This window comes from Corynebacterium sp. LK2537 (assembly GCF_040946485.1).
Taxonomy (GTDB): domain Bacteria; phylum Actinomycetota; class Actinomycetes; order Mycobacteriales; family Mycobacteriaceae; genus Corynebacterium.
The window spans coordinates 46,022-71,721 of sequence record NZ_JAYWLQ010000006.1; the positions used below are offsets into that span (position 1 = coordinate 46,022).

18 protein-coding genes are annotated in these 25,700 nt (G+C 62.9%); all 18 read right to left on the reverse strand.

The features are described 5' to 3' along the window. Nucleotides 1-10: 10 nt before the first annotated feature. Complete coding sequence (locus tag VVS03_RS08755) at nt 11-793, reverse strand: ComEA family DNA-binding protein (protein WP_368520326.1); 783 nt, start codon at nt 791-793, stop codon at nt 11-13. Nucleotides 794-963: 170 nt separating this feature from the next. Beyond that, the gene (locus VVS03_RS08760; RefSeq protein ID WP_368520327.1) at nt 964-1,848 is read right to left on the reverse strand and encodes a DegV family protein; all 885 of its coding nucleotides are present in this window, start codon (nt 1,846-1,848) and stop codon (nt 964-966) included. Further along, nucleotides 1,848-2,546 carry a histidine phosphatase family protein gene (locus tag VVS03_RS08765; protein WP_368534339.1) on the reverse strand — a complete coding sequence of 233 codons (699 nt, stop codon included), beginning with the start codon at nt 2,544-2,546 and terminating at the stop codon, nt 1,848-1,850. The genes VVS03_RS08760 and VVS03_RS08765 overlap by 1 nt, the downstream gene beginning before the upstream one ends. 14 nt (nt 2,547-2,560) lie before the next feature. Further along, nucleotides 2,561-3,031 (reverse strand): ribosome silencing factor, encoded by a 471-nt coding sequence (rsfS, locus tag VVS03_RS08770; protein ID WP_368520329.1) that lies wholly within the window; start codon nt 3,029-3,031, stop codon nt 2,561-2,563. 100 nt (nt 3,032-3,131) lie between these two features. Beyond that, entirely contained in the window at nt 3,132-3,743 is a 612-nt protein-coding gene (gene nadD, locus VVS03_RS08775; protein WP_368534340.1) for a nicotinate-nucleotide adenylyltransferase, read from the reverse strand. Between the two features lie 22 nt (nt 3,744-3,765). Beyond that, entirely contained in the window at nt 3,766-5,064 is a 1,299-nt protein-coding gene (locus tag VVS03_RS08780; RefSeq protein ID WP_368521407.1) for a glutamate-5-semialdehyde dehydrogenase, read from the reverse strand. A gap of 82 nt (nt 5,065-5,146) precedes the next feature. Beyond that, the gene (locus tag VVS03_RS08785) at nt 5,147-6,073 is read right to left on the reverse strand and encodes a D-isomer specific 2-hydroxyacid dehydrogenase family protein (RefSeq protein WP_368534341.1); all 927 of its coding nucleotides are present in this window, start codon (nt 6,071-6,073) and stop codon (nt 5,147-5,149) included. A 3-nt stretch (nt 6,074-6,076) separates the two neighbouring features. Continuing rightward, entirely contained in the window at nt 6,077-7,012 is a 936-nt protein-coding gene (locus VVS03_RS08790) for a D-isomer specific 2-hydroxyacid dehydrogenase family protein (RefSeq protein WP_368534342.1), read from the reverse strand. Between the two features lie 65 nt (nt 7,013-7,077). Continuing rightward, entirely contained in the window at nt 7,078-8,334 is a 1,257-nt protein-coding gene (gene proB / locus VVS03_RS08795) for a glutamate 5-kinase (RefSeq protein ID WP_368520334.1), read from the reverse strand. A gap of 106 nt (nt 8,335-8,440) precedes the next feature. Beyond that, nucleotides 8,441-9,970 carry a GTPase ObgE gene (gene obgE, locus VVS03_RS08800; RefSeq protein WP_368520335.1) on the reverse strand — a complete coding sequence of 510 codons (1,530 nt, stop codon included), beginning with the start codon at nt 9,968-9,970 and terminating at the stop codon, nt 8,441-8,443. A 52-nt stretch (nt 9,971-10,022) separates the two neighbouring features. Beyond that, on the reverse strand, nt 10,023-10,910 hold the full coding sequence (locus tag VVS03_RS08805; RefSeq protein WP_035107383.1) for a class C sortase: 888 nt from the start codon (nt 10,908-10,910) through the stop codon (nt 10,023-10,025). A 20-nt stretch (nt 10,911-10,930) separates the two neighbouring features. Continuing rightward, nucleotides 10,931-16,942, reverse strand: coding sequence for a DUF5979 domain-containing protein (locus VVS03_RS08810; RefSeq protein WP_368534343.1), 6,012 nt, complete (start codon nt 16,940-16,942; stop codon nt 10,931-10,933). A gap of 67 nt (nt 16,943-17,009) precedes the next feature. After that, a complete protein-coding gene (locus tag VVS03_RS08815) occupies nt 17,010-18,416 on the reverse strand; it encodes a hypothetical protein (RefSeq protein WP_368520337.1) in 1,407 nt (468 codons plus the stop codon). Nucleotides 18,417-18,440: 24 nt separating this feature from the next. After that, nucleotides 18,441-19,337 (reverse strand): class C sortase, encoded by an 897-nt coding sequence (locus tag VVS03_RS08820; protein WP_321113375.1) that lies wholly within the window; start codon nt 19,335-19,337, stop codon nt 18,441-18,443. Nucleotides 19,338-19,408: 71 nt separating this feature from the next. Next, nucleotides 19,409-20,944, reverse strand: coding sequence for a SpaH/EbpB family LPXTG-anchored major pilin (locus tag VVS03_RS08825; protein ID WP_368520338.1), 1,536 nt, complete (start codon nt 20,942-20,944; stop codon nt 19,409-19,411). A 371-nt stretch (nt 20,945-21,315) separates the two neighbouring features. After that, on the reverse strand, nt 21,316-21,594 hold the full coding sequence (rpmA, locus tag VVS03_RS08830) for a 50S ribosomal protein L27 (RefSeq protein WP_368520339.1): 279 nt from the start codon (nt 21,592-21,594) through the stop codon (nt 21,316-21,318). 45 nt (nt 21,595-21,639) lie between these two features. Further along, nucleotides 21,640-21,945 (reverse strand): 50S ribosomal protein L21, encoded by a 306-nt coding sequence (rplU, locus tag VVS03_RS08835; protein WP_290222882.1) that lies wholly within the window; start codon nt 21,943-21,945, stop codon nt 21,640-21,642. 226 nt (nt 21,946-22,171) lie between these two features. After that, nucleotides 22,172-25,663, reverse strand: coding sequence for a translation initiation factor IF-2 N-terminal domain-containing protein (locus VVS03_RS08840; protein ID WP_368534344.1), 3,492 nt, complete (start codon nt 25,661-25,663; stop codon nt 22,172-22,174). Nucleotides 25,664-25,700 lie beyond the last annotated feature (37 nt).

The following is a 25,700-nucleotide window of genomic DNA, read 5'->3' on the forward strand; positions in this document are numbered from 1 at the left end:
CGCAGCTCCCTCACACGGTCACCTGCCCTTCCAGCTGCGCGAACTTCGCCGGCCCGATCCCACTGACCTCCAGCAGCTGGTCCACCGCGCTGAACCCACCGATGCTGTCGCGGTAGTCCACGATGGCCGCGGCGGTGACCTCCCCCACCCCGCTGAGGGTCTGCAGCTCGCTGGCGCTGGCGGTGTTGATATTCACCGCCCCTCCGGCGGCTTCCGAGGAGCCGTCGGTACTGGCACCGCCGCTGCCGCCTTCCCCGCCCTGGAGGCCGCCGGGCTCCACGGGGGTCTCGCCGGGGCCGACCACGTGGATCTGCTGGGCGTCCTGGAGTACCTGCGCGTGGTTGACTTGCGCCAGGTCCGCCTCCGGGAGCGGGCCGGCGGCGGCGAGCGCATCCGCCACCCGGGCGCCCGGCTCCAGCGTGACCAAACCGGGCCGGGCGACCTTGCCCACCACGGAGACCACCACCGGGCCGGTGGTCGGCGCGGCCTGGTCAGTTGTTGTTGCCTCCGCCCCGCCGGCCTCGGCGGGGTGGGCGCTAAGCGCCAGGTTGGATTCCTCGATCTCGGGACCGCCCTCCTCCCAGGCCAGGTGCGCCTCCTCGGCCGGGTCGTCGCGCAGGGCGCTACACCCCACCCACACCACCAGGCCGAGGATGAGGACGACGCCGAGGACGGCGGCAGGGGCCACGGGGATGCGAAACCGGGGAGCCGGGAAGGAGACGTCCATGAGTTCCTCGGTCCCGGTGGGCCGGGTCAGTTCTCTTAATCTATCGCTCAAATGCGGTGCGCTCATGCCGCCGAGACTAAAGTCCCCGCACCGGAAAGGGAAGGGATTTTCCCAGGACACCGGCCACAAAACGAAATTTAACCCGAAACCATAAAAGTCCTTTTATCGGTTACTCGCAATGGTCCCATCCAGGCACGAAAAATTTCGGCCTCCTTGGCTACATTGCTGTTTCGCTGCTATTGCTCGCGCTGGTGGCGGGCGGCGAAGGTTCCCAAGGGGTTCTTCGGCTTCGGGGCCGGAACCGGGGTTTCGGTGGCAAAGACCGCAGACACTCCGATGGCGCCGGAGCCGACGTGCACGGACAGCACCCCGCCGAGCGGGAGCAGCATGAACGACGAGCCCTCCGGCAGCGCCCCGTCTAGCAGGTCCTGGAGGCGTTCCGCGGCCTCCTCGTCGCCGTTGTGCTGGATGGCCACGAAGGCTGGCTCGCCCTCGGCGCGCTCGACGGCCAGCTCCACCAGCTTGGTAAAGGCCTTGGTCTGCGTGCGGGTCTTGCCCACTAGGTCCACCTTGCCGTGGACGAGCTCCATGATGGGCTTGGTGGCCAGCAGCGCGGTCGAGAGCATCGCGGTGGCGGTGGACATGCGGCCAGAGCGGCGCAGATCGTCCGTACTGGACAGGTAGACCCAGGTATTGGAGCGAGCCAGCGTGTCCTCGGCCGCGGCCCGACACTCCGCCAGGTCCGCGCCGTCCTGCGCCATCCGCGCGGCCGCCATGACCGCCGCGCCCATGCTCATGCCGGTGGAGCCGGAGTCGATGACCGCCAGAGCATCGGCGGCAAAGGCGCCGGAGGCCGTCACGGCGGAAGAATACGTCGAGGACAGTTCCTTCGACAGGTGGATGGCCAGCACGGCTTCCTCGCCGCCGGCGGAGGCCGCGCGCTCCATCTGGCGGCCGTAGAACGCCGCGAGCTCGATGGCGCTGACCCCGGCGGTGGACTGTTCGGTGCCGTCCTTGCCCTCGCCGTCCATGACGTGGAGCTGGATCACACCGATGCCCAGCTCCGCCACGATCTCCTCGGGCAACCCGGCCGAAGAATCCGTAACTACGCGTACCGCCACTAGATATCAGCCCCGCCGTCGCCGACGACGCGCCCTCCCATGTTCCAGCCATCGAAGTACCAGGTGGCCTTAGCCGGCTGGGCGGGATCGAAGTGCACGGGGGCGAGCGGACGTGCCGCGTCGAAGACCGGGCGGGCGGTCAGCTGCGCCCAGTGGGTGTTCTTCAGCCCGGACAGCGTGCCGTACTGGCGGTGCTCCAGGCCGAGCAGGTGGCAGGTCAACGCCGCGATAGCCCCGCCGTGGGCCACCACCAGCAGCGCCTGGTCATTCCAGTCGTGGAACGACTCCATGAGTTCGTCGATGACCGGCCGGGCGCGCTCGGCTACCTGCACGCGGGACTCACCCTCCGGCGGGGCCCAGGTGGCATCGTGGCGCCACAGGGCGCGGGCGCCGGGGAACTGCTCGTCCACCTCAGCGGAGCTCATCCCCTGCCAGTTGCCCAGGTTGGTCTCCCGTAGGCGCGGATCGGTCTGGTAGTCCAGCCCCAGGGCCTCGCCCACGACGCGGGCGGTCTCCGCCGCGCGGCGCAGGTCCGAGGCGACGATCTTGGCCACGCCTTCCCCGCGCAACAACTCGCCGGCTGCCCGGGCTTGGGCGTAGCCGGTCTCCGACAGCTCCGTATCCAGGTGCCCTTGCATGCGGCCCGTGGCGTTATAGGTGGTCTGTCCGTGGCGAATCAGGATCAGGCGGCGGCTCATGATGCGGGGACTACCTAGATCTCTTCGTGTTCGCCCGGGGCCTTGTCAGCCAGCGGGAGGTCGGCGACGGATTCCGCCTCGCGCGGGTTGACCTCGTCGGCCCACTGGCCGGGGCGCTGCGGGGCCTCGACGCCCGGGATTTCCACCAGCGGGCAGTCGTGGTAGAGGCGGTCGAGGCCGTAGTGGTCCCGCTCGCCCTCGCGCTGGACGTGGACGACGACGTTGCCGTAGTCCAGCAGCACCCAGCGGTTTTCCCGATTGCCTTCGCGGCGCTTCGGCTCGTAGCCGGCCGCGGTCATCTCGTCTTCGATCTCGTCCACGATGGAACGGACCTGGCGCTCGTTATCGGCGGAGGCGATCACGAAGACCTCGGTGACCGCCAGCACGTCGGAGACGTCGATAGCGGCGATGTTGCCACCCAGCTTCTCTTGGGCAGCGCGCGCGGCTACCTCGGCCATGCTCCGGGCTACGTCAGTAATAGACAATGCGGGAAATCCTTTAACAAATTCTGCAGACGTTAATTTCTACCAATTATCGATACTAGTGTCCCACGTTTTCGGACATTTTCCTACTCGCGGCGCGCTGCTAGAGCGGCTGATCGGGGTTGATCCGGTAGAGATTGTTCTTGGCAATATATTGCACTACCCCATCCGGGACCAAATACCACACCGGCCGGCCGGCGGCGGCGCGCTCACGGCAGTCGGTGGAGGAAATAGCCATCGCGGGGATCTCCACCAACTCTATCCCCTGCCGCGACTCGCGGGGCAGCATTTTATCGGTCAACTCGTAGCCCGGGCGCGTCACGCCGACGAACCGGGCCATCTGCAGCATCTTTTCCCAGTCCCGCCAGCTCATAATCGAGCTGAGCGCGTCCGCGCCGGTGATGAAGAACAGCTCGGACTCCGGGTAGTACTCCCGCAGGTCCTGCAGGGTGTCGATCGTATAGGTCGGCCCCCCGCGGTCGATGTCCACGCGGGAGACGGTAAACCGCGGGTTGGAGGCGGTGGCCACCACCGTCATCAGGTAGCGGTGCTCGGCGGGGGTTACCTGCCGGTCCGCCTTCTGCCAGGGCTGGCCGGTGGGCACGAAGACCACCTGGTCCAGCTGGAAGCGGTGCGCTACCTCGCTCGCGGCCACCAAGTGGCCGTGGTGGATGGGATCGAAGGTCCCACCCATAATCCCTATACGGTTGCTCATGGATGATGAGTATACGTCCCGGCTAGGGGCGGGTGTGGCCGTTGCCCTGCAGCACCCACTTGGTGGAGGTCAGCTCCGGCAGGGCCATGGGCCCGCGCGCGTGCAGCTTCTGCGTGGAGATGCCGATCTCCGCACCCATGCCGTAGACCTCGCCGTCGGTAAAGGCGGTCGAGGCGTTGAGCATGACCGCGGCGGCGTCCACCTCGTTGGCAAAGCGCAGCAGGACGTCCGCGTCCTGGGCCGCGATGGCCTCGGTGTGGCCGGTGGAATAGCGGCGGATGTGCTCGATGGCCCCGCCTACACCGTCGACGACCTTGGCGCAGATATCCATCGAGAGGGATTCTTCCGCCCAGTCTTCCTCGCTGGCCTGCACCGCGCCCTCGACGCCGAGGGCGGCTAGCTCTTCGGTGTCGCCGTGGATGGTCACCCCGGCGTCCTGGAGGGCCTGGATGACGCGGAGCTGGTCGGCGGCCGGCAGGGCGGCATCGACCAGCACGCACTCGGTGGAGTTACACACCGAGGTCCGCCGGGTCTTGCCGTTGATGACCATGTCGATGGCCTTGTCCAGGTCCGCGGAGGCGTCCACGTAGAAGTGGCAGTTGCCGGTGCCGGTCTCGATGGTCGGCACGGTCGCGCCGGTGACCACGGCGTTAATCAGGCCGGCGCCCCCGCGCGGGATGACCAGGTCGACCAGGCCGCGGGCGGTAATCAGGTCCTGGACCGAGTCGCGGGTGGTGCACGGCAGCAGCTGGACCCCGGCGCGCGGCAGGCCCGCGCCCTCCAGGGTGGACTGCAGGATCTCCACCAGCTTCTCGTTCGAGTTGCGCGCCGACTTCGAGCCGCGCAGCAGCGGCACGTTGCCGGACTTCAATGCCAGGCCGAAGGCGTCGACGGTGACGTTCGGGCGGGCCTCGTAGACCATGCCCATGACACCGAGCGGCACGCGGATCTGGCGCATCTGGATGCCGTTATCCATGGTGCGGCCCTGCACCACCTCCCCCACCGGGTCTTGCAGGCCGGCCACCTGGTTGAGGCCGTCGGCGATGCCGGCGACCCGGTCGGCGTCCAGGCTCAGGCGGTCGATGAGCGAATCCGACATGCCCGCCTCGCGGCCGGCGTCGATGTCCTTCTGGTTGGCCGCGAGGATCTCCTCGGTGGCCGCGACCAAGTCCTTCGCCGCCTGCCGCAGGATCTCGTTCTTCTGCGGGGTGGTCAGCTGCGCGATCTGCGCGGCGACCTCCTTGGCCGCGCGGGCCTTGGTCAGCACCTCGTCGCGCTCGGCTTGGCGTTCTGGGCTCAGTTCATCCGTAGATTGAGTCATGCGTCCCAGTGTACGTAACCCCCGCCCGCTCATCCCCCGGATTGATGCACTGGGTCACACGGAAGCTGTCGCCTCCGCGCCGTTAATAACCGGCGTCCACGTCGACCTCGGTGGGCAGGCTGCCGTCGTGGGCGAAGGCCCGGGCCACCTCGACGGTGTGGGCGCCGCTGCGCTTTTTGACCGAATACGGCGGGTTGGCCACGTGCGGGGTGATGACCACCTGCGGCATCTCCCACAGCGGGTGCCCGTCCGGCAGCGGTTCCGGGTTGGTCACGTCCAGGCCGGCGCCGGCGATGGACCCCTCGCGCAGGGCCTTAACCAGCGCATCCGTGTCCACCAGGGGCCCGCGGCCAACGTTGATGACCACGGCGTGCTCCGGCATCAGTTCCAGGGCGTGGCTATCCACCACGTGGTGGGTTTCATCGGTCAGCGGCAGCAGGAGAACGAAGTAGTCGGCTGCCGGCCAGACCTTCTCCAGCTGATCGGTCGGGATGGTGCGGTCCGCGCCCGGCACGTCCTTGCCGCTGCGGTTGACCGCGATGATCTTTGGGCCGAAACCGCGCAGCATCTCGATCAGCCGCTTGCCGATGCCCCCGGCGCCGACGATAGCGACCGTGCTGTCCTCGAAGAGGAAGGAGGTGTGCGCCTCCACCTCATCGCGGTTGCCCCAGCTATCCCCCACGCGGCGGTGGGCGTGCAGCTGCGCCAGCAGCAGGGCGATGGCGGATTCGGCCACGGTCTCATCGTAGAGCCCGGCCGCGTTCGACCAACGCGTGCCGCAAGTGCGGGTCAGCTCGCGCATCTGCGGCAGCAGCGCGTCCACGCCCGCAAACGGCAGCTGCACGAAGCCGAGGGATTCCGGCAGGCTATCCGGCAGATCCTCGGCGCCGCCGGTGAAAAACAGGAAGTCCGCCTCGCCTAGCTGGTCCATGCCCAGCTGGGTGAAACCGGCCTCGTCGAAGGCGGCCTGGGCCGCCTCCCAGCGCTGCGGGTGCATCACGTATTTCATGGCCTAATAACCTGCTTCCGGGTTGACTTCGGTGGGCATGCGCTCGCCGGCGGCAAAGGCCCGGGCGTTCGCGTCGAAGACCGGGCCCATGTGGAAGCGCGCCACCCGCTGGGAGGCCGCGATGTGCGGGGTCATCGTGCAGTTCGGCAGCGCGTAGAGCGGGTGCCCGTCCGGCAGCGGCTCCGGGTCCACGACCTCGAGGCCGGCCCCGGCGATGGTGCCGTCCTGCAGCGCCTGCACCAAGTCGTCGGTGACCACGGTGGCCCCGCGGCCGACGTTGATGAAGATAGCGCTGGGCTTGAGGCGAGCGAAGAAGGAGGCATCGATAAGCCCCTTGGTCTCCTGCGTCAGCGGCAGGATGTTCACGACGAAATCGGCGCGGCCCCAGACCTGCTCGGATTCCCTGAGGGCGAAGGTCTCGCCCGCGCCGGCGACCTCGCGGCCCGAATTGTTCACGGCGATAACGTGCATGCCGAACGGGGCGAGCATCTCAATCAGGCGCTTGCCGATGCCGCCGGCGCCCAGCACCACCACCGTCTTTGGGTCGCGGCCGCCCGGGCTGTAGAGCCACGCCTGCTGCTTGTCCAGCTCGCCGGCCACGCTCCAGTCCGCGGCCAGGGCGAAGGCCTTGTGCTGGTGGGCCTGGGAGAGTAGCAGCCCCAGCGCGGATTCGGCGACCGGGGTGGCAAAGGCGCCGGCCGAATTCGCCCAGCGCAGCCCGCCCTCACTAATCACCCCGGCCTCGATAAGGCCCTCCACCCCTGTGAAGCAGTGCTGGACAAAGCCGATGTTGTCGGGCATCTGCGGAATCTTGGCGGGGTTCGGCGAGGTGTTGATATACGCTTCCGCGTCCTCCAGCCGGTCGACGCGCTCATGGCCGGCGGCGTCGATATCGGCAACCGTCTCTTCCCAAATATAGGGGCCCATAAAGTACTTCATGGGCCCCACGCTACGCGACGACGCCAGCTCGCGCTGGCGCCTTGCGCATTCTTTTCGCCGCCGCCTTAGAGGCGGGAGGCGTAGTTGGACAGGTAGTCCGCGTGGACGACGGCGCGCTGCATCTCCACCGGCAGCTCGTCGGTGTGCCGGCCCATGATTTCGCGCAGCGTACTCGAGTCGAAGTTGACCTCACCGCGGCCGATGACCTTGGACTCCGGCCCAACGATGTCCACGATCTCCCCGGCGCGGAACTCGCCGTCCACGTCGGTGATACCGACCGCGAGCAGGGAGTTGCCGCCGCGGGTGACGGCCTCTTCCGCGCCGGCGTCCAAGCGCAGGGTTCCGCCGGAGTCCGCCGAGTACAGCGCCCAGAACTTCCAGGCGGACAGGCGGCGCTCCTCGCGGGTGTGGAAGACCGTCCCGACGCGGGAATCCTCCAGGGCCGGGCCGATGTTATCGGCCGAGGTCAGCAGCACCGGCACCCCGCCGCGGGCGGCCAGGCGCGCGGCCGAGACCTTCGAGGCCATACCGCCGGTGCCCACCTTTCCGCCGTCGCCGGCGGCCACGCCCTTGAGATCCTTGCCGGTGCGGACCTCGTCAACGAACTGGGCGTCCGGCTCCGCCGGGTTGCGGTCGTAGAGCCCGTCCACGTCAGAGAGCAGGAAGAGCGCGTCCGCCGAGGTCAGGTGGGCGACCAGGGCGGAGAGCCGGTCGTTGTCGCCGAACCGCATCTCGGAGGTGGCCACCGTGTCGTTCTCGTTGACGATCGGCACGGCGCGCAGGTGGCGCAGGCGCTCGATGGTGCGCTGGGCGTTGCGGGCGCGGTCGCGCTTGCCGGCATCGGAAGCCGTCAGCAGGACCTGGCCCACGGTGCGGCCGTAGCGAGCGAAAGACCGCGACCACTCGTAGGCCAGGTGCACCTGGCCGACCGCGGCGGCGGCCTGCTTGGTGGCCAGGTCCGTGGGGCGCTGGGTCAGCCCGAGCGGCTTCATGCCCGCGGCCACGGCGCCGGAGGAGACCACGATGACGTCGGAGACCTCCATGCGGGCCTGGATGGCGTCGACGATCCGGTCGATCTTTTCCGGGGCGACCGAGAAATCATCGCCCGTTAGAGAGGAAGAACCGATTTTGACCACCACGCGCTTGGCCTTGGCGATCTCCTCGCGCAGCTGGGATTCGTGCCCCATCGCCAGGGACTCGTCGGCTTGCGGCGCCGGATCCGGGAAGGGAGTCTCCGGAGCTTGGTCCGCATACGGTTCCAGCGGCAGGGGCCGGGAAGGCTGGTCGGCAGAAGTACTGTGATTGTCCGATTGCGCAGTCATGCCCACCGATCATACAAACCTACCGCGCCGGTGTGCAGGCCTTACCTACTTTTGGCCCACCTCGCCGCGCCAGCACGGCCCCCGCACTGGCGAAAAAGGGCATTGACTAGCCCTGCCAGCGGTCGCGGTTGGCGCCCTCGCGGGTGACTTCTTCGTCCTGGCCGTAGTCGTATTCGTCGATAAGCCCGCGGCGGGCCTGGGAGGCGCGCTTGCGCTCGGCGGCAGATACGCGCGAGGTGCCCTGCAGGCGGGCGTCGTGGCCGCGGCCGGCCAGGGTCGGATCCCCGGCGGTCATCGGCTCCCACTCGAAGGTGATGCCGCCGATGGTCACCGGCGCGCCCTCGACGGCACCGGCCTTGCGCAGCTGGTCTTCCACGCCGGCCTTGGCCAGGCGGTCGGCCAGGTAGCCCACGGCCTCTTCGTTTTCGAAGTCGGTCTGGGTAATCCAGCGCTCGATCTTGTCGCCCTCGACGATGAAGCCGCCCTCGACCTCCGGATCCTTTTCGACCGTGAACTGGGCGAAGGAACCACCCGTGCGGGGGCCGACCGCCTTCGGGCGGATGACCGTGTGGTTCGGGTCGGCCTTCTTCTTCGGCCGCTCGCGGCGGGCCTTGTCCACCGCTTCCATCAGGGCGTACTTCAGCGGATCCAGGCCCTTGCGGGCCACCGCGGAGATGATAAATACCGGCCAGCCGAACTGCTTTTCCAGGTCCTCCTTGACGAATTCCGCCAGCTCCGCGGCCTCGGGCACGTCGGCTTTGTTGAGGACGATAAGCCGCGGGCGGTCGCGCAGATCGCCCAGGCCCGTGTCCTCGTCGAGCACGGACTTGTACTGGGCCAGCTCGTTTTCCAGCGCCTCAATGTCCGAGACCGGATCGCGGCCGGGCTCGATGCTGGCCGTGTCCACGATGTGGACCAGCACCGCGGTGCGCTCGATGTGGCGCAGGAAGTCCAGGCCCAACCCCTTGCCCTGGGACGCGCCCGGGATAAGCCCCGGCACGTCCGCGATGGTGAAGGAGGAATCCCCCATGTCCACCACGCCCAGGTTGGGCTGCAGGGTGGTAAACGGGTAGTCACCGATCTTCGGCTTGGCGGCGGAAAGCACCGAAATCAGCGAGGACTTGCCGGCCGAGGGGAAGCCGACCAGCCCGACATCGGCCATGGACTTCAGCTCCAGGACCAGGTCGTGCGCCTGCCCCGGCTCACCCTGCAGGGCAAATCCCGGGGCCTTGCGCTGGGCGGTAGCCAGCGCAGCGTTGCCCAGGCCGCCGTAGCCACCCTCGGCCGCGATGAAGCGCGTGCCCGGGACCGTGAGATCCGCCAGCACGCGGCCCTTGGTGTCCTGGACGACGGTGCCGGCGGGCACCTCCAGCACCAGGTCCTTGCCGCGGGCGCCGTTGCGGTTATCGCCCGCGCCGTTGCCGCCACGCTCGGCCTTGATGTGCGGGCGGTAGTGGAAGTCCATCAACGTGTGGATCTGGTTGGAGACCTCCAGGACGATGTCCCCGCCGTGGCCGCCGTTGCCGCCGTCCGGGCCGCCGAGCGGCTTGAACTTTTCGCGGTGGACGGACACGCAGCCGTGCCCACCGTCGCCTGCCTGCAAGTGCAGCACGACGCGGTCAATAAAACGAGCCATGGTAGAAATTCCTCCGCAAAAATCTAAAACGTGAAGGCCCCAGTCTAGCAGCCTATTCGGCTTCCTCCGAAGCCTCGCGGGCCTCCTTCGCCGCACGGGCACGGCGCTTCCGGCGGTATTCGTTCCAGGCGACAATCAACAGCACCAACGCGATGACGATGAGTGCGGCGATCATCCACCAGGACAGCTTCGGTACCCAACCGCCATCGTCAAGTTCGTTGCCGAGGTACACGCGCTCTGCGTGTACCAGCAGGCGATCGGTGTTGATGCCATAAGGCGTACACGTAATCAACGTCAGGCGGTCTTCGCCTTCGACGTATTCGACCGCCTCGTAGTCATCCGGGGCGACGACCTCGCGGCCGGTGACCTTGTAGTGCAGCACCCGGCCCATGACTTCGATGCTGACAATTTCGCCATCTTTGAGCCGCGGCAAATTATCAAACATGGAGGCATCCACCATGCCGGTATGCGCTGACAACACTGCATTGTTGCCCTCGCCGCCTACAGGAAGGGAGGAGCCAAACATGTGCCCGGCGCCATCGTAAAGCACGTCTGGTGCCGTGGTGTGATAAACGGGCAGGTCAACCTCAATGGAAGGAATGCGCAGACGCGCAATCACACCGTGGGTCTCCGGCGCATCCAGGGTCTGCATGTAGCGCTCATAGCCTGGTGAACCTGGTAACGGCGGGTACGCGTGGTGGCCCTGGCCGGCCAGCCACTCGTTGTACTCCTCTGCCTCGCGCAGGTACTGCTCGCGCTGGCTCGGCGGGTCAATCTGGCGCACCGAATCCTCGTACAACTCTGCCTGTTTTTGCAGGTTGTAGTCGTTAATCTGCGTGGCGACGATCGGGTACAGCAGAAGCAGAATGCCGGCCAGAATCAGCCACAGTGAGCGCCGCCGCTTGCGCGGCGGACGCTGCACCTTCGTGGAATTAGCCATCAACCATCCTGGTTTCTCGATTACTGCTCGCTGGTCTGTGCAGCCAGCTCTTCGTCTTCCTCATTGCGATTGCGCAGGTAAGACCACAGTCCCAGGCCCAACACTAGCAGTGCAATAAGCAGCACCCAGACCAGAGTTTGCATACCGGTATCCGGCAGCAGGAAGCCCAGAGCCGCGCTCAGGCGGAACGCACCATAAGTATCTTCCGCGGTGAAGGTCGCACCCGCAGCCGTACCCGTGACTACCGCAGTACCGCGGTAGCTATAGGACTCATCGGTTGGGGCGTTAATCACCACATCGAAGGAACAGGTGCGCTCTTCACCCTTGGGCAACTCGCCACCATCGTTGAGGTTGCACACTTCAGCCGGGATAGTGCCGTTGTCATCGATGACATACTCGCCACCGGCGGCATCGCGGACCGTGTAGCCAGCCAGTTCCGGCTCGCGGATGCTGAACTCCCCGGCAAGAACTGCACCATTGTTTCGAACGGTGTAGTTAAAGCGCATGGTCTCTGCCTCATCAGGCAGCACCGCCGTATCAGCCACCGCACCGGTAACCGCACTAATCGGCGCACCTTCGATGTGCTTGTCTAACTCAAAGCCTGGGAAGGAGTTCTTCGCCACCAGGGTCCACGGCGGGCCCGAACGACTAGTGTCACTGGCGTTGCCCACTGGCTGCACACCAAAGTTCCAGAATGCCGCACCTAGGCGCCCATCCTCAGTGGCAGTCAGATTGCCCGCCGTCGAGTCGCCTAAGTTCGCACCAGCGCTTTCCACACTGGCGACAGCATTGATTTCTTCGGCGCCTTCCTCAGTATCTCCCGTCAGGATAGGACGCTCTTGGATGAAGCAATCGCGGTCGACTTCGATGTCGCGAAGCAGCTGCGTCTGGTTGGCAGTCAGGTTGAAGTCCGATCCACAGGTAGTACTGAAGTGGAACTGTCGTCCCTCACCAGCAGCACCTTCTGACGTCTTTTTGAAGCTGACATCCACCTTGGCGCGCAGGTGCATTGCCTCAGCAGCAATCGTCATCACAGGTGCACCATTAGCCGATACCAGCTCATCGCTGACGCTGAAGTCGTAAGAGTAGTTCTTGAGGTTCTGCCCCACCTGATCTGCCTTCAGGTCGACCAGCTTGGTATCCGGGTTGTCCTCTTCGGCGACACCGCCGACCCACTTACCGAAGGCCACGTAAGGCGTACGCGCACCATTGGTGACCTCCAAATGCGGGCGGGCAGCGAGTGCCGACGAATCATTCAAGTCCAAGGTGCAGTCCGCGCCCACCGGAAGCTGGACGACGCGGTTGCTAATTGGTGGGGCATCGTCAGCCACGGTCGCCGACGAGTATGCCTGACCAACAGTGAAGTTCTCAGTCAGGGTCGTGCCTTCTTCATCAGTACAACGGATGTTGAAGTTGTAGGAAGCATCCTCCGCACCAGCGATGTAGCCATCCTGCAACGCAGCCAAGCGAACCGGAACGGTGCGCTGGTCGAAGTTGTTGACGAAGTCATAGGACTCAACGTCATCTTCGGCACGTCCGACCTGCTTGGAAATCTCAGTTTCGTCAGCTTCCCAATCCAGCGCAGCTGGCTTGTTCTCCGGCTCCAGCTCCTGCATGGTGCACCATGCACCGGCAGGAATCTGAACAGTGTCACTGGTAAAGCGACGATCCGCATTGTCGAAGTTACCGTCCTCAGTAACCCCTACAGATCCTGGAAGGCCCACATTCGATAGCGAGTAGCCAACACCCTGGCACTGGTAAGCAAAGCGGAAGGAGGTATCTGCTTCCTGCAGCTTCTGCCATGCGTTGTCGCTGGCGTTGACCTTCTTCGTCATCTGCATCTGCGTGGGGACGAACTGGTAGTAGTTGGTCAGGTCCACGACGTTACCGTCGCCGCCGGAACCCACATTGTCATCCACGGTCATCTTCGGTGAAGTCGTCTCACCATCATCGAGATCCGTATCCGTGAATGCTGACTGGTCGTCACGACGCAACTGCCAAATAACCTGGTTCGGCTTCAGCAACGTCTCCAGCGTACGGCCAGACGGATCATCCTTCGTTAGGTCCAACTGACCAAACTGATCACCGGTGATGTCGCACTCAGCACCCACTGGCACGTTGGTAAACGTGGTCGTTCCAGGGCCAGTGATGGTCTGTGTAGGAATAACCGGCAGGTTGCCGCTGCCATTGGCGTCACCTTCTGGGTCACGGCACACCAGGTTGAAGTTGTGGGTGTAGTAAATCTCTTCCTTCGACTTCTCCGGAAGTGCGCCTTCAATATCAATCGGGGCATTAGCAATCTTGTTGACCTGCACGTCTGCCAGACGACGGGAGTAGGTGTTAATCAACTCCACGTCATTGTTTGTGCCGACTACAAAGTCGACGGTCCTGTTACCGCGGTTGCCACCAGCAGCAACTTCCTGGGTGAAGTCAATGCCTTCAGCAGCAGTGGTTGCACCTTCGGTGGCAGTACAGTTCGCACCATCGGGAATGTTGTCGAACTCCAGGCGCTGCGATGCCGGGTCATTCGACTGCGGGGAGCTGACCACACCACCCAAGCTCAGCGGGGTATCGGAGTACGGCACCGTACAAATCAACGTCATGTTGAACTTGCGGTTGTACTTCACGTCCTTGCGCACCTGGGAAATGTACTGCGCGGTGGCCGGGTCGAACTGCACGTTCTTGGTCACGTTCACCGGACGATCGACGTAGTCATAGTTCGCCGCAATCGAGACCACAGTCTGCTCACCGACAGTGAAGTTAGAAACTTCAATCGGTGCTTCATCTTCGAAGTTGGAAGCTTCACCATCCACCGTGGCAGTGACATCACGGTCAATCTCGAAGGTGTCGCCATTATCGGTACGAGTACCCGAATCGCGGCCTTGCTCTTCGAGCGAGCACTCGCTGCCTTCCAGGATCACGCCGGCGGGTATCTCGACGCTGTTAACGCCACCGCCGAGGGTGAAGTTGGCGTACTGGCCCAGGTCCAGCGGCAAGCCGGACTCATCCGTACAGCGGATCGTGTAATCGATTGGCTCGTACATCTCCGTCACACCAGTTTGCTGCTGGTTGACGGTCACACCATTACCAGCGGCATTAAAGGTGTTGTTGACGGTGACGTTTTCCTGCTCGGAGTCAACAACGGCATCGATTTCACCGGCGTCGGTGCTCCACAAAATGCCAGAGCCAACCTGCGGGGTGGTCTCGGTGAAAGTACAGGTGTTGCCATAAGGCACACCGAGACTGCCGTTTTGGTCATTAATCAGTGCTTCCAACCTCGGGTTTGCCGCAGTACCCACCAAGGTGGCGCTACCACCATTGGTGAGCTCCACCGTGCCCTGCAGTGCGACCGACTGGTAGTTATTTTCGGAAACCTCCACCGAACGGGTACCGCAGCGGAATGCCAGCTCGAACGTGCTCGGCAGCTGTCCTGCGGCAATCTCCGAAGTGACCTGCTTGGTCACATTCACCGTGCCCAAGCGGTTGACGTAGTGGTTGGTCACCGTCACGCGGTTCTGCGTCGGCGCGGTCGAGGTATTCACCGACAGCACCGGCTGAGTCTGAGCTTCCTCATTGGTCAACGTGGTGACGGTATCGCTCGGGTCGCTAGCAGAAATCGTCGTGCGGTCCAGCTCCACATTGTCAGATTCGGGAGTATCCGACTCGTAGACCAAGCACTCCGACTGCACACGCACCTCCGGGATGACCTCAGGTTCATCCGAGTTAGTGGTGATGTTCATCTGACCTTCGCGCAGGCTCGAGCTATCCCCTGGCACCTCACAGCGATAACGCACCGGGTAGGTAGCGTCGTTGTCCATCAGACCAGCTGCCGAACCAGCCAATTCCTTCACAATGGCAACGTCACGAGTCTTGTAGGCGTAGTTTGCCTGAATCTCGACGTTGCTCGAGGTTGGCGTGCCACCTGCCGGGTAATCCGGTAGACGCACCGTGTAGGAGCCATCTTCTTCAGCCTCGGTCGCTTGACCATTAACGGTCACATCGCGGCCTTCGAACAAGATCGTCTGGCCTTCCGTATTCGACAGACCCGACAGTGGTCGCAGCGAACAATCACGCGCGACCGGCACGTCTTCAAAGGTCAACGAACCGTCCAGGTTATCCCCACTACCCGTGGCATTCAGCGTGGCAATCTGCGAGTAATCGGTTGCCTCACAAGCCAGCTCAAACTGGTATTCACGCGGACTTCCCAAGTCACTAACGGCCTCACCACGGATGTGCTTGTTAATAGTCACCGTGCCCGGGCGGTAGTCATACTTGTTCTCAATAGCGACATCATTCGTACCAACCGCATTGTTGGCACCCTCGCGCAGCGTAATCTTCGCCGTCGGCAAATCTGTCCCCGACAGTGTTTGCACTCCTGTGCCTGTCCACTGCGTGGTCAACTGCTTGCCTTCCACTACACGTGGTTGACCAGCAAAGCCCTCGGTCAGAGTGCACTCGGTACCAGCAGGCAGACCGGCAACGGTGAAGCTACCGCCGGAAGCCACCCGGCGAGTATCTTTGGCTTCAATCGCGTCATAAGCAGCGGCATAGTCTTGCGACACCTTGCACTCGTAGCCCAGATCGAAACGACGATTCTCCACATCGTTGAAGTTTTGAGCGGTACCCGTGACGTTCTTACGCATAGTCAGCGAGGATGGCTTAAACTTCGGAACCCAAGTCACCACACAAGAGGTCGGACGCGACTGCGGGTTCTGATAAACAACCTCAGATGTACCCGCCGCCACGTTGTTATTCAGGCTAAATCCTGCGGGCACCTGTCCTTCACGGATAGTGAAATTGCTACTATTGCTGCCACCGAGGTTGCAACGCCACTCTGGGGTATAACGCAGCAGGGCTTTGTTCTTTTGTGCACCCGTAGCGGTGGACTTAAAGACCATCGAGTCGCTTGCATTGCGGCCTACGGGATCTGCAGGATCCATCTGACGAACTGCCTGGGTGTACGTACCCTGGCCCTGCCATGGAACCGGAGTATCAGTACCGCCCTGGCGCATCGCCATCGAGAATTCAAACTGCGTTGCCTGGTTCGTTGCGGCACGCTCCATGGAAGTATCCACGGGGTTCACGCCACCGGTCATACGCCCCATATTGATTGACAGTGCAAATGCCTGAATGTCCTTACGGGAGAACAGACCAACATCCAGGTTCCTAACACCATCGCCACCAACGAGGTAGCTACCGGTATTCCCGCCAGCGAATTCGCGACAGAAGAAATTCACATTCGCCAGAGCACCTTCGAGGTAGTACTCCTCTTCCCCCGGGCCAAAGACGTTACGGCCATCCCGGGCAGGGTCACAGGCTGGACGGTATCCGTTTGGGGTAAAACGCGTCAGCGCGCGCATACTCTGGCCACCGCTTGGAACGTGCATAGAGACCGCCTCCGCGTTGGCACCCCACGGGTTGCGGGTCATCTGGGCATCGGCAGCAGTGATGCGATAGTTGTTCACATATTGACCAGTAGCCTTATCCAGCAGACGGATGTTACGGAATTGGAATTTCGCCATCTGGTCGCGGTCTATTGCGGTGGTATCACCGGTAAAGCTCACTATCGGCGAAACCGTATCGTCAGCATACGGAGTGAAGTAATCGGTGGTTCCATCGCTTCCACCAAAAACGGAATTACCCATGCGGTCCTTCGAGACCGACAGGCGCTCAGTATCGGTGTACCAACGAGTCCAGTCACGGTAGTTGTTGTTCTCGTCGAGCAGATTCACGTCAAAGCTAAGTTCGTAGCGCCCCAAGTCCTTCGTCATGGGCTTAGGCGTCGTACCCAGGCCGTTAAGCAAGCCCTTCATATCCAACCAGCACAACTGGTTCGCATATGGGCCGGCTTCGGCGGTGCCGCGGCGGAAGGAACAATCCTTGAAGGCGGTGTCACTGGTAGACCAATTGCGGGAAGTCTGCGCGTCGGCCTCCGGGGTCACCGCTTGATTGATCGGTGAGATTGGCGATACCGCGACGGTAAACACAACTAGCAGCGTGATAAACATCGCCATCACGCGGCGTAATTGCATTCTATGGGACATCGTCGTTCTCCTCGTATGTGAAAGGTTCTGGGGCAAGAAGATAAAGGTGGAAGATTTACTTGGCATCGGCTGCGTCCACCTCTTCCTCGTCTTCGTCGGTCTTGCGTCGCATCAGCCAAATGCCGAGCAGCACTGCGAGCAGACCAATAACCACGATGCCGATCACTGCGGCACCGGTTCGTGCCAGTTGGGCTGGAGTGGACTGGGCATCAGAGCCATCGCTGTGCGACGTCTCCCCTGCCTCGCCCGGGACTTGACCGTCTTCGGTAGAACCTGGCTGGCCAGGGGTGGTGGAGCCATCGCCAGGCACCTCACCTTCGGCACCTGGTTCCGAGGAACCAGAGGAGCCATCAGAGGATCCATCACTGCTGCCTACCAGCGCGCCCAAACCAAGAGCGCCCAAAACGATGACCCACCAGGGATCACCCTTGCTGGATCCGCCGTCGGAATCTTCTGGCAGTACCAACACGGTCACCGCTTCGGAGTGCTCCGGAGAGTGTGCTTCAGTGCAAGAAAGCTCATCGCGGGTGTAGGCGGCATCGGCAATGTCTTGGTCCGGGATGCAGTAACCATCCGGGGCGAAGTTAATGGCATTGCGCAGCGGCGCCGACCCGGTTGCGTCCGGGCGCAGGCGCGTAAGGAGGTCGAACTCAACCATGGTCTCCGGGTGACCAGCGCGTGCCGCAGCCAGCTTGTCCAGGCCGGCTTGCGTCAGCGACATCACCACGGTGTTGCCGACCTGGCGAACCTGGAAGTCCGTATTCGGGTCCAAGCGAATCTCACCGGCCGCATGAATCTCACCGGCCGCATTGCGGATCACGGCGTTGCGAATAGCCTCAAACGCTAAACGCGGTTCCAAACCATCGAAGAAAACGTACTGGTGCAGACGCCCATCGACATCCACGCGCGGGACGTTGGCACTCACCTTGAAAGGCACTTCGTCGCCGGGGCGGGCGGCATCGATAAGCGCTTCTTTGCTCACCGACAATGCCTGCGGCTTGGCTTTGACCTCAGTAACTGCACCGGCAGTGACATACATCAGGAAAGGCGCGGATTCTTCCGACGAATAGTTGCCGCGGTGCTTGGCCACCTCAGTGACCTGATAAGCACCGGCAGGCAGACCATTTATCAGCGCCACGCCCGAGGCGTTGGTGGCTGCCTCATGCTCCGGGCCCAGCTCGTAGCCTGGCTCAGCAGTCAGCAGCTCCGGGCGACGCTGGGACAACTCCCCCAGCTTTTCGATGTCCGTCTCTTTCAACCCAATCAACTGTCGGGCCTGGAAGTAAGCAGTGTCCACAGCCGGATTAAAACCCTTACCGGCTTCCTTAGTGATGCGCAGCGACCCTGTCTCCTGTGCATTCGCAGCCGGCGAATTGCCCACCGGAACCACACACAGGCACGCTACAGCGAACGCCAGAAACAACCCGAGTAGTCCTCGGCGCTCTGCGTGCTTCATCACCATGTCTTTGTACCTTTTCTTGAACTTCTATTCCTGGACTGCCATCGCTGCTTCTTCAGCTTGTTTCTGCTTCTTGCGCTGGCGGTACAGCCACCACAGCAAATACAGGATGATGAACAGCGCAATCGCAATCGCGATGGTCATCCACAGCTGCCACGGTGAATTGACTTTGTCGTCGTATCCGGCTGGCAATTCGGTGCGCTCGCCATGAACCAACAAACGGTGGGAATTGATGCCATAAGGCGTGCACGTAATCAGGGTGAGCATGTCTTTGCCCTCGACCGGCTTAATCTTTTCGATTTCCTCCGGCAGCACTGTCTCGATGTCTGTGACCTTGTAAGCAAGTGCTTCACCCATGACTTCGACGGTGAACACGTCACCCTTTTTCATGTGGGTGAGGTTGTCAAACATCGTCAGCGTGGTCAGTCCCGTGTGGCCAGTCAGCACCGCGCGGGTGCCCTCCCCTCCTACGGGAAGTGCAGTTCCGTAGAGGTGTCCCACACCGTGGGCCAGCACACCAGTGGATGTGCCGTGGTAAACCGGCAAATCAATGCCTACCGAGGGTGCACGCAAACGCGCCATGGGCAACATCACGCTCAAAATATCTTCGTATTCCTGATATTCCGGCGACTGCGTATCCACACCATTAATCCACGGATCCGGGGCGCCAACCTCAGGAAGCGTCTTGTTGTATTCCTGCGCCCGGACGAACTCTGCTTCGCGTTGCCCATCTTCCAAGTTACGAACCGCTTCGGAGTACTCATCAGCAATCCGCTGCTGCTCTGCATTCTTGTAGGTGGTCAGCACCACCGGAGTAAGAAAGACCAACAGCGCCAGAAGCAAGTACACCACTGAGCGAATTCGACGCTTCTTCGGTTGGGCGGGCGAAGCCACGGGCACGGCACTTCGACTATGTCGTGCCATGGCGTGCTCCTTCCTACCTGGCCGGGAACACCAGAGCGGTTAGGCTCAACGCGCCCCGGCATAGGGAGTGTTTACGCAGTTGCGCGGGAATCCTTGTAGGAGGTGTAGATACCGCGGGCCAGCAGCAACAGACCAACCAGGAAGACCAACAGGATGCCCCAAGCACCGGTAGCCGGCAGCATGCCCGCAATGGTGTCCTTACGGTTGTCCACAGACACAGTCAGAGCGAGGTTTTCAATGTCAGCGTTAACCGGCTGCAGCTCCGGGTTACGTGCGTAGTTTCTTGGCGCCTTGGTCTCCAGCACGCAGTACTGGTTTTCAACGGCACCGGTACCCGCTGCGAAGGAGGTCATCGGGATGGCATAGCCATTAGCGGTAGCGTCTCCACCTGAATCGTTACCGCCAGAGGTAGTCAGTTTGTTCAAAACATTGCCGGTTTCAGTAGTAGCCACCGGCAAGGCCTCGCCTAGCGAGGTGTAGGTGCCATCTTCTTCAGCCTGGCAGAGGTAGAGCTCAAACTCTGCACCGTTCAGCGTGGAATCACCATTTTGGGAGGTCTTAGTGATGGTCAAATTGCCGAAAGTAGTCGAGGTCGGCTGATCGCCACCCTCAGGGTTATTCGGGTCCGGGCCATCGGTATTTACGAATGCACCATTCGGCAGCTCAATCGTCGCGGTGTTAGTAATCTGACCATTCGCAGGAATCGAGTTCACAGTCGCGTTGAACTTAACGGTGACCTTCAGGTCCGGGTTGCCCTTACGTGCCTCCTGCAGCTTTTCACGACCTGCTTCACTGAAGTCCACCCTAAGGGTGTTGTCGTTGGTCGTGACGGTGTAATCGCCATCATCGAAGGACACTGCGCCGACTGGGCTTGTGGCGACCTCAATGCCTTCTGGCTTCAAGGTAAGTGCAGAAATCAACGGGTCAACAATATTGAAACGGGACAAGGTGCCTGCAGGAACCGGTGCGTTGATCGTGTAGGTCAAGTCCTCACCGAGGGTGACACCATTATCATCAACCTGCTTAGAAGGAATGATTTGCTGGTTCTTCGGGTAGACGTCGCGAGTGTAAGTCCAGTTGCCGTCACTATTCGCGTACGGGAGCGCAATCAGAAAAGCAGGCGCAGTGGTGTAGCCCTGGTTGTTACGCTCAGTAACGCGGTACAGACCAATAGGACCCTCGAAATTTGCTTCGCCGTTTGCATCGGTTTTAACTTCGACAACATTTTCGACTGTTAGACCAGCAATTTCCGCTTGGTCCAGACCACCGAGTCGGCTCGCTTGAGCCTGACCAGCCTGAGTAGTCAGGTCCACGTCTGCCACACGTCCGATCTCAAACGTTGCACCCTCTAGCCCTGGCAAACCCGCTGCCTCATCGGCACTAGTTGGGTCACCAAGCTTCTTGTGGATATTCAGAGTGACGGTCGCATTCGGATCAATGCGGTCAGCGTTCTGAGTAGCGGATGGGGTGGTCTCAGCACCTACTTCCCCAGTAGGAGTAGGGGTTGCCTCCTGGCCGATGGCAACAGGAGCGGCGAAGCCGGTGCCCATGATGGCGAGCGCGCTAGCGGTGATGACGCTGGCGATGCGAGAGTTGAGAGAGGTCATAACCCGACCTTTTCCTTCCAAGCAGGGTTAGTGAAGGCCAATCAATAAGTCTTGTCAGCCTTCTCCAGTGTTAACTACGCGCTTAGCATATAGCGATCTGCTCATGTTTGCAAGAGGAAATTTTCATACACCTTTTAACTTGTATGAATCTCAGGATTTTATTAGCCCAGCGTACAGCCTTGCAGTCAGTGAAAGACCAGGTTTTGCAAGGTTTGCATTGTATCGATAATTAAAATTCGCTTGTTGTTCTCAGTAAGTGAGATCCACCTACTAACAAGGGGAAATGCACGCGGGATAGACCTTTAATACTGATTGGGCATAGAAAAAGACCCAAGGACCAAAAGTCCTTGGGTCTTAGCAGAAGTTATTGCTTAGGCAGAAGCCTCAGCTGCGGCCTCCTGAGCCGGAACAATGCTGACGATGCGACGCCCGCGCTTGACACCGAACTCAACGGAGCCGGCCTCGAGAGCGAACAGGGTGTCGTCGCCGCCACGGCCAACGTTCTCACCCGGGTGGAACTTGGTGCCGCGCTGGCGGACGATGATCTCGCCGGCCTTGACCTGCTGACCGCCGAAGCGCTTAACGCCGAGGTACTTCGGGTTGGAGTCACGACCGTTAGAAGTGCTGGATGCGCCCTTCTTGTGTGCCATTGTGGTTTCCCTCCTTCAAGGGGTCTTTAGTGCAAGCCTCGCAGCTTACTTGATACCGGTAATCTTCAGAACAGTAAGCGGCTGGCGGTGGCCCATGCGCTTCTTGTAACCAGTCTTGTTCTTGTACTTCATGATGTTGATCTTCGGGCCCTTGGCCTGATCAACGATCTCAGCGTCGACCTTGACCTTAGCCAGGTCATCGGCCTTCGACTTGACGTTCGCGCCATCGACGAGCAGAACCGGGGTGAGAGCCACGGCAGAGCCTGGCTCACCCTCGATCTTCTCGACCTTAACGAGGTCACCTTCGGCAACCTTGTACTGCTTTCCGCCGGTCTTGACGATCGCGTACATAGAGGGTTACCCCTTATCTAAACTCGGCTCAGGGGCAGGCGAGACCCAACCCCTGAATGGACAATTACATTTTGCGCTTGAGTCCAGTGCCAGCGCTACACGTAAGTCATGAGACTTCTGGCGCGGCTCAACTGGACTTAAACGGCGACTTGGAAATCCTACCCCGACGGGACCAGAAAAGACAAACCGCGTCTTTCCTGCACCCGCCGGTCACACCAATTTCTGCCTATTTCCCGCTCCGGCGGGTCGCCCGACGGCGGCCCCGGCCGGTGTGCTTCCGGGACTCAGCGCCGGCGTCGTTCTGTTCTGCCGGGGCGGTTTGCCGCGGTTGACTTTCCCGACCACCGCCGGAATCGGACTGCGTCGGCTGGGCGGCCTTGGCAGAGCGGCGCACGGCCCGGCGGCGGCGCCCGCGCACCACGGTCTTGGTGCTGTCTTCTGCCTGGGCGGCGAAATCATCCCGCGGGTTCTCTGCTGGGGCCTGCGTCGGCGCGTCGTGGCCGCCGGCGCGATTGCCGCGCCCGCCGCGCTGTCCGGCGGTGCGGCGAGTGGCCCGGCGACGGCCGCGCTTGCCGCGCGCCGGCTGTTCCTCGCGGGAGCTGCCGGCATCGTCGGCACCCGCGTCGGCCTTCTCCGGCGCTGCGGCCTTGTCCTCAGCGTCGGCCGGCACGGAGTGACGTTCGCGGTCCGGGAAATCCTCCCGGCGCGGGCGGTGATCGGAGCGGGAGTTCCCGCGGGTCTTGCGCTTGCGGCGCGGGGAGGCCTCGAATTCTTCGATTGCGTCCTCGTAGGTGGTGGATCCACCAGCCTGCGCCGGCTGCACGTCCTCGTCCGGCACGTAGTCCTTTAACTCGGCGACGTCGTCGCTGTCGGCGGCGTTGTCCGCTGCGGCGAAAGCGATCTTCTCGATGTCGCTGACCGAGTCCTGGGACTGATCGTCACGGGACTGCTCGTCGCGGGAGCGGTTCGAGCGCCCGCCCCGACTGCCGCGGCGACGGCGACGGCGCGAGGAAGAGCCCTTGCGGTCCTCGGAATCACTATCGTTGCGTTCGTCGCGCTCTTCGCCGTCGTTGGCAGCACCCTCGTCCTTGACCACGCTGGCTACCAGCTCGTCGAGCTGCTTGGCGTCGCCGCGCGTCTCCGCCGGGGAGTCCTGCTCCTCGTGGGAGCGCAGGTTGCGATCCTGGCCCGTATCCGCGTGCTTGTGGTTGCGGCGGTCGTGGTGCCCGTGGCCGGAATGATCGTCGGTGTGCTCGACCGGGTCATCGTGGATGATGATGCCGCGGCCCTGGCAGTGCTCACACTCGGTGGAGAAGGTCTCCAGCAGGCCCGCGCCTAGGCGCTTGCGGGTCATCTGCACCAGGCCCAGGGAGGTGACCTCGGAGACCTGGTGACGGGTGCGGTCGCGCCCCAGGGCCTCCTTCAGCCGGCGCAGGACCAGCTCCTGGTTTTCGGGCAGGACCATGTCGATGAAGTCGACGACGATCATCCCGCCCAGGTCGCGCAGGCGCATCTGCCGCACGATCTCTTCCGCGGCCTCGAGGTTGTTGCGGGTCACGGTCTCCTCGAGATCGCCGCCGGAGCCGGTGAACTTGCCGGTGTTGACGTCGATGACGGTCATGGCCTCCGTGCGGTCGATGACCAGCGTGCCGCCCGAGGGCAGCCACACCTTGCGGGCCAGGGCCTTCTGCAGCTGTTCGTCGATCCGGTAGGCCGCGAAAGCGTCCTGGCCGCCGTGCTTGTTCCGATCGAAGCGCTCCACCCGGTCCGCCAGATCCGGGGCGACCGACTGGATATAGGCGTTGACCGTGTTGAAGGCCTTCTTGCCGTCCACGACCAAGTGCTTGAAGTCGCCGTTGAACAGGTCGCGGACGACCTTGACCAACATATCCGGCTCCTCGTAGAGGGTCACCGGCTTCGCGCCCTTGGACTTCTTCTCCTTCTCCGCGCGGTCCTGGATGTCCTCCCAGACCCCGTGCAGACGGCCCACGTCCGTGGCGATGGCCTCCTCGGAGACGTTCTCCGCGGCGGTGCGGATGATGGTGCCGCCCTCGCCCGGCACGACACGCTGCAGGATCTCCTTCAAGCGCTTGCGCTCCGGAGCCGGCAGCTTGCGGGAAATACCGGCGCTGCGGCCTTTCGGCACGTAGACCAGGAAGCGACCGGCCAGGGAAATCTGCGTGGTCAGGCGCGCGCCCTTGTGCCCAATCGGGTCCTTGGATACCTGGACCAGGATCTGGTCGCCGGACTTTAGGGCCTGCTCAATCTTGCGGGAGCGGCCCTTGAGCCCCATGGCGCGCCAGTTCAACTCGCCGGCGTAAAGCACACCGTTGCGGCCCTCGCCGAAGTCCACGAAGGCGGCCTCCATCGACGGCAGCACGTTCTGGACGCGGCCCAAGTAGATGTTGCCAATCAACGAGGCCTGCGAGTCGGAGGTCACGAAGTGCTCGACCAGCAGGTCGTCTTCCAGGACGCCTACCTGCGTGACGGAACCGGCGTGGTCGACGCGCTGGCGCTCGCGCACCACCATGGTGCGCTCGACGGATTCCCGGCGCGCCAGGAACTCCGCCTGGGAGACGATGTGCTTGCGCTCGCGGCCCTTCTCGCGCATCTCCGCTCGGCGGCGCTTCTGTGCCTCGATACGGGTCGAGCCCTTGATGCCGCGCGGGGCCTCGATGCGCTCCGGCTCGTCGTCATCGCCGTCCGCATCATCGGGTTCAGCCTGCCGGGCCGGCTTGGCGGCATTCGCCTGCGGGGCGATGAATACCGGCGCGTAGTCCGCGGCGTTGTCCTTGGCTGCCGCGTGGTGCGGCGGCGTCAGGGCGGCGACCAGCTCCTCCAGGTCCTCGTCGTGGTCAAGCTCGGCGGGCTCGTCGTCTGCCTCTGCGCTGTCGATGCCGCCGTCTTCAGCACCCTCGGCCGTGGCGAGGTTCTGCAGCTCGGACTCGACCTTGTCGGCGATCTGGTTGAACTCGTTTTCCACGTTCTTGCGCACGCGGTCGCGCAGCTTCTTCTCGGCGGCCGTGGCCACGGCGTCGGCCGAGTCCTCCTGCCCGGAGTCGTCGACTGCCGGGGCCTCGGCGCCGGCAGCGGTTTCGGTATCCGCGGTCTGCTCGCGCTTCTCCTCCTCCGGCTGCTGCGACTTTGCCGGCGCGGCAGCACGCACGGCCCGCTTCTTGGTGGACTTGCGGGACGCGCGCTTGCGCGTGGCCTTCTTAGGCTTGTCGGCGGTGTTATCTTCGGCCTGGTCCTCAGCCGGGTCGGCCTTATCGGTCTTGGTTTCCTCGGCCTTGGTCTCTTCGTCCTGGGCGGCGGCGCGCTTGCTCTTGGTCGTAGCCTTGCGCTTCGTCTTCTTGGTCGCCTTGGCCTTCTTGGTGGCCTTGGACGACTTCTTCTTGGCCGGGGGCGCGTCCTGGGCCTCGGACTCCGCGTCGGTTGCGGGCTCGGAGGGGGCATCGCTAGCCGGGGCCTGGGAGCCGGCGGCCTGGATGTGGTCGAGGATCTGCTCGGCCTCCGCCTTGCTCAGGCCGGACTGCGGGGCCTTCTTGATTCCCTGCTGGGCGAACTGTTCCACCAGGACCTTGGAGGAAATCCCCAGCTGCTTCGCGAGGGCGTAGAGCCGGGTCTTCTCCCCCAGCTGGCTCCGATCGATCCGCTCGGCCAATGCGGCGGCCGCTGATAAATCCGTATTCTGTTCGTTTTTAGTCTTTGCAGCCACGGGCTACTCCTGACGTCTAGTGGCGCGAGGGCAAGCT

Bases quoted from the DNA above. Each gene is read 5' to 3' on its own strand.
- proB (WP_368520334.1), bottom strand. From the start codon at position 8,334: ATGACTGCGCAATCGGACAATCACAGTACTTCTGCCGACCAGCCTTCC.
- VVS03_RS08785 (WP_368534341.1), bottom strand. From the start codon at position 6,073: ATGAAATACGTGATGCACCCGCAGCGCTGGGAGGCGGCCCAGGCCGCC.
- VVS03_RS08765 (WP_368534339.1), bottom strand. From the start codon at position 2,546: ATGAGCCGCCGCCTGATCCTGATTCGCCACGGACAGACCACCTATAAC.
- VVS03_RS08810 (WP_368534343.1), bottom strand. From the start codon at position 16,942: ATGCAATTACGCCGCGTGATGGCGATGTTTATCACGCTGCTAGTTGTG.
- rplU (WP_290222882.1), bottom strand. From the start codon at position 21,945: ATGTACGCGATCGTCAAGACCGGCGGAAAGCAGTACAAGGTTGCCGAA.
- VVS03_RS08805 (WP_035107383.1), bottom strand. From the start codon at position 10,910: ATGGCTAATTCCACGAAGGTGCAGCGTCCGCCGCGCAAGCGGCGGCGC.
- VVS03_RS08790 (WP_368534342.1), bottom strand. From the start codon at position 7,012: ATGAAGTACTTTATGGGCCCCTATATTTGGGAAGAGACGGTTGCCGAT.
- rpmA (WP_368520339.1), bottom strand. From the start codon at position 21,594: ATGGCACACAAGAAGGGCGCATCCAGCACTTCTAACGGTCGTGACTCC.
- VVS03_RS08825 (WP_368520338.1), bottom strand. From the start codon at position 20,944: ATGACCTCTCTCAACTCTCGCATCGCCAGCGTCATCACCGCTAGCGCG.
- nadD (WP_368534340.1), bottom strand. From the start codon at position 3,743: ATGAGCAACCGTATAGGGATTATGGGTGGGACCTTCGATCCCATCCAC.
- VVS03_RS08780 (WP_368521407.1), bottom strand. From the start codon at position 5,064: ATGACTCAATCTACGGATGAACTGAGCCCAGAACGCCAAGCCGAGCGC.
- VVS03_RS08815 (WP_368520337.1), bottom strand. From the start codon at position 18,416: ATGGTGATGAAGCACGCAGAGCGCCGAGGACTACTCGGGTTGTTTCTG.
- VVS03_RS08820 (WP_321113375.1), bottom strand. From the start codon at position 19,337: ATGGCACGACATAGTCGAAGTGCCGTGCCCGTGGCTTCGCCCGCCCAA.
- obgE (WP_368520335.1), bottom strand. From the start codon at position 9,970: ATGGCTCGTTTTATTGACCGCGTCGTGCTGCACTTGCAGGCAGGCGAC.
- VVS03_RS08755 (WP_368520326.1), bottom strand. From the start codon at position 793: ATGAGCGCACCGCATTTGAGCGATAGATTAAGAGAACTGACCCGGCCC.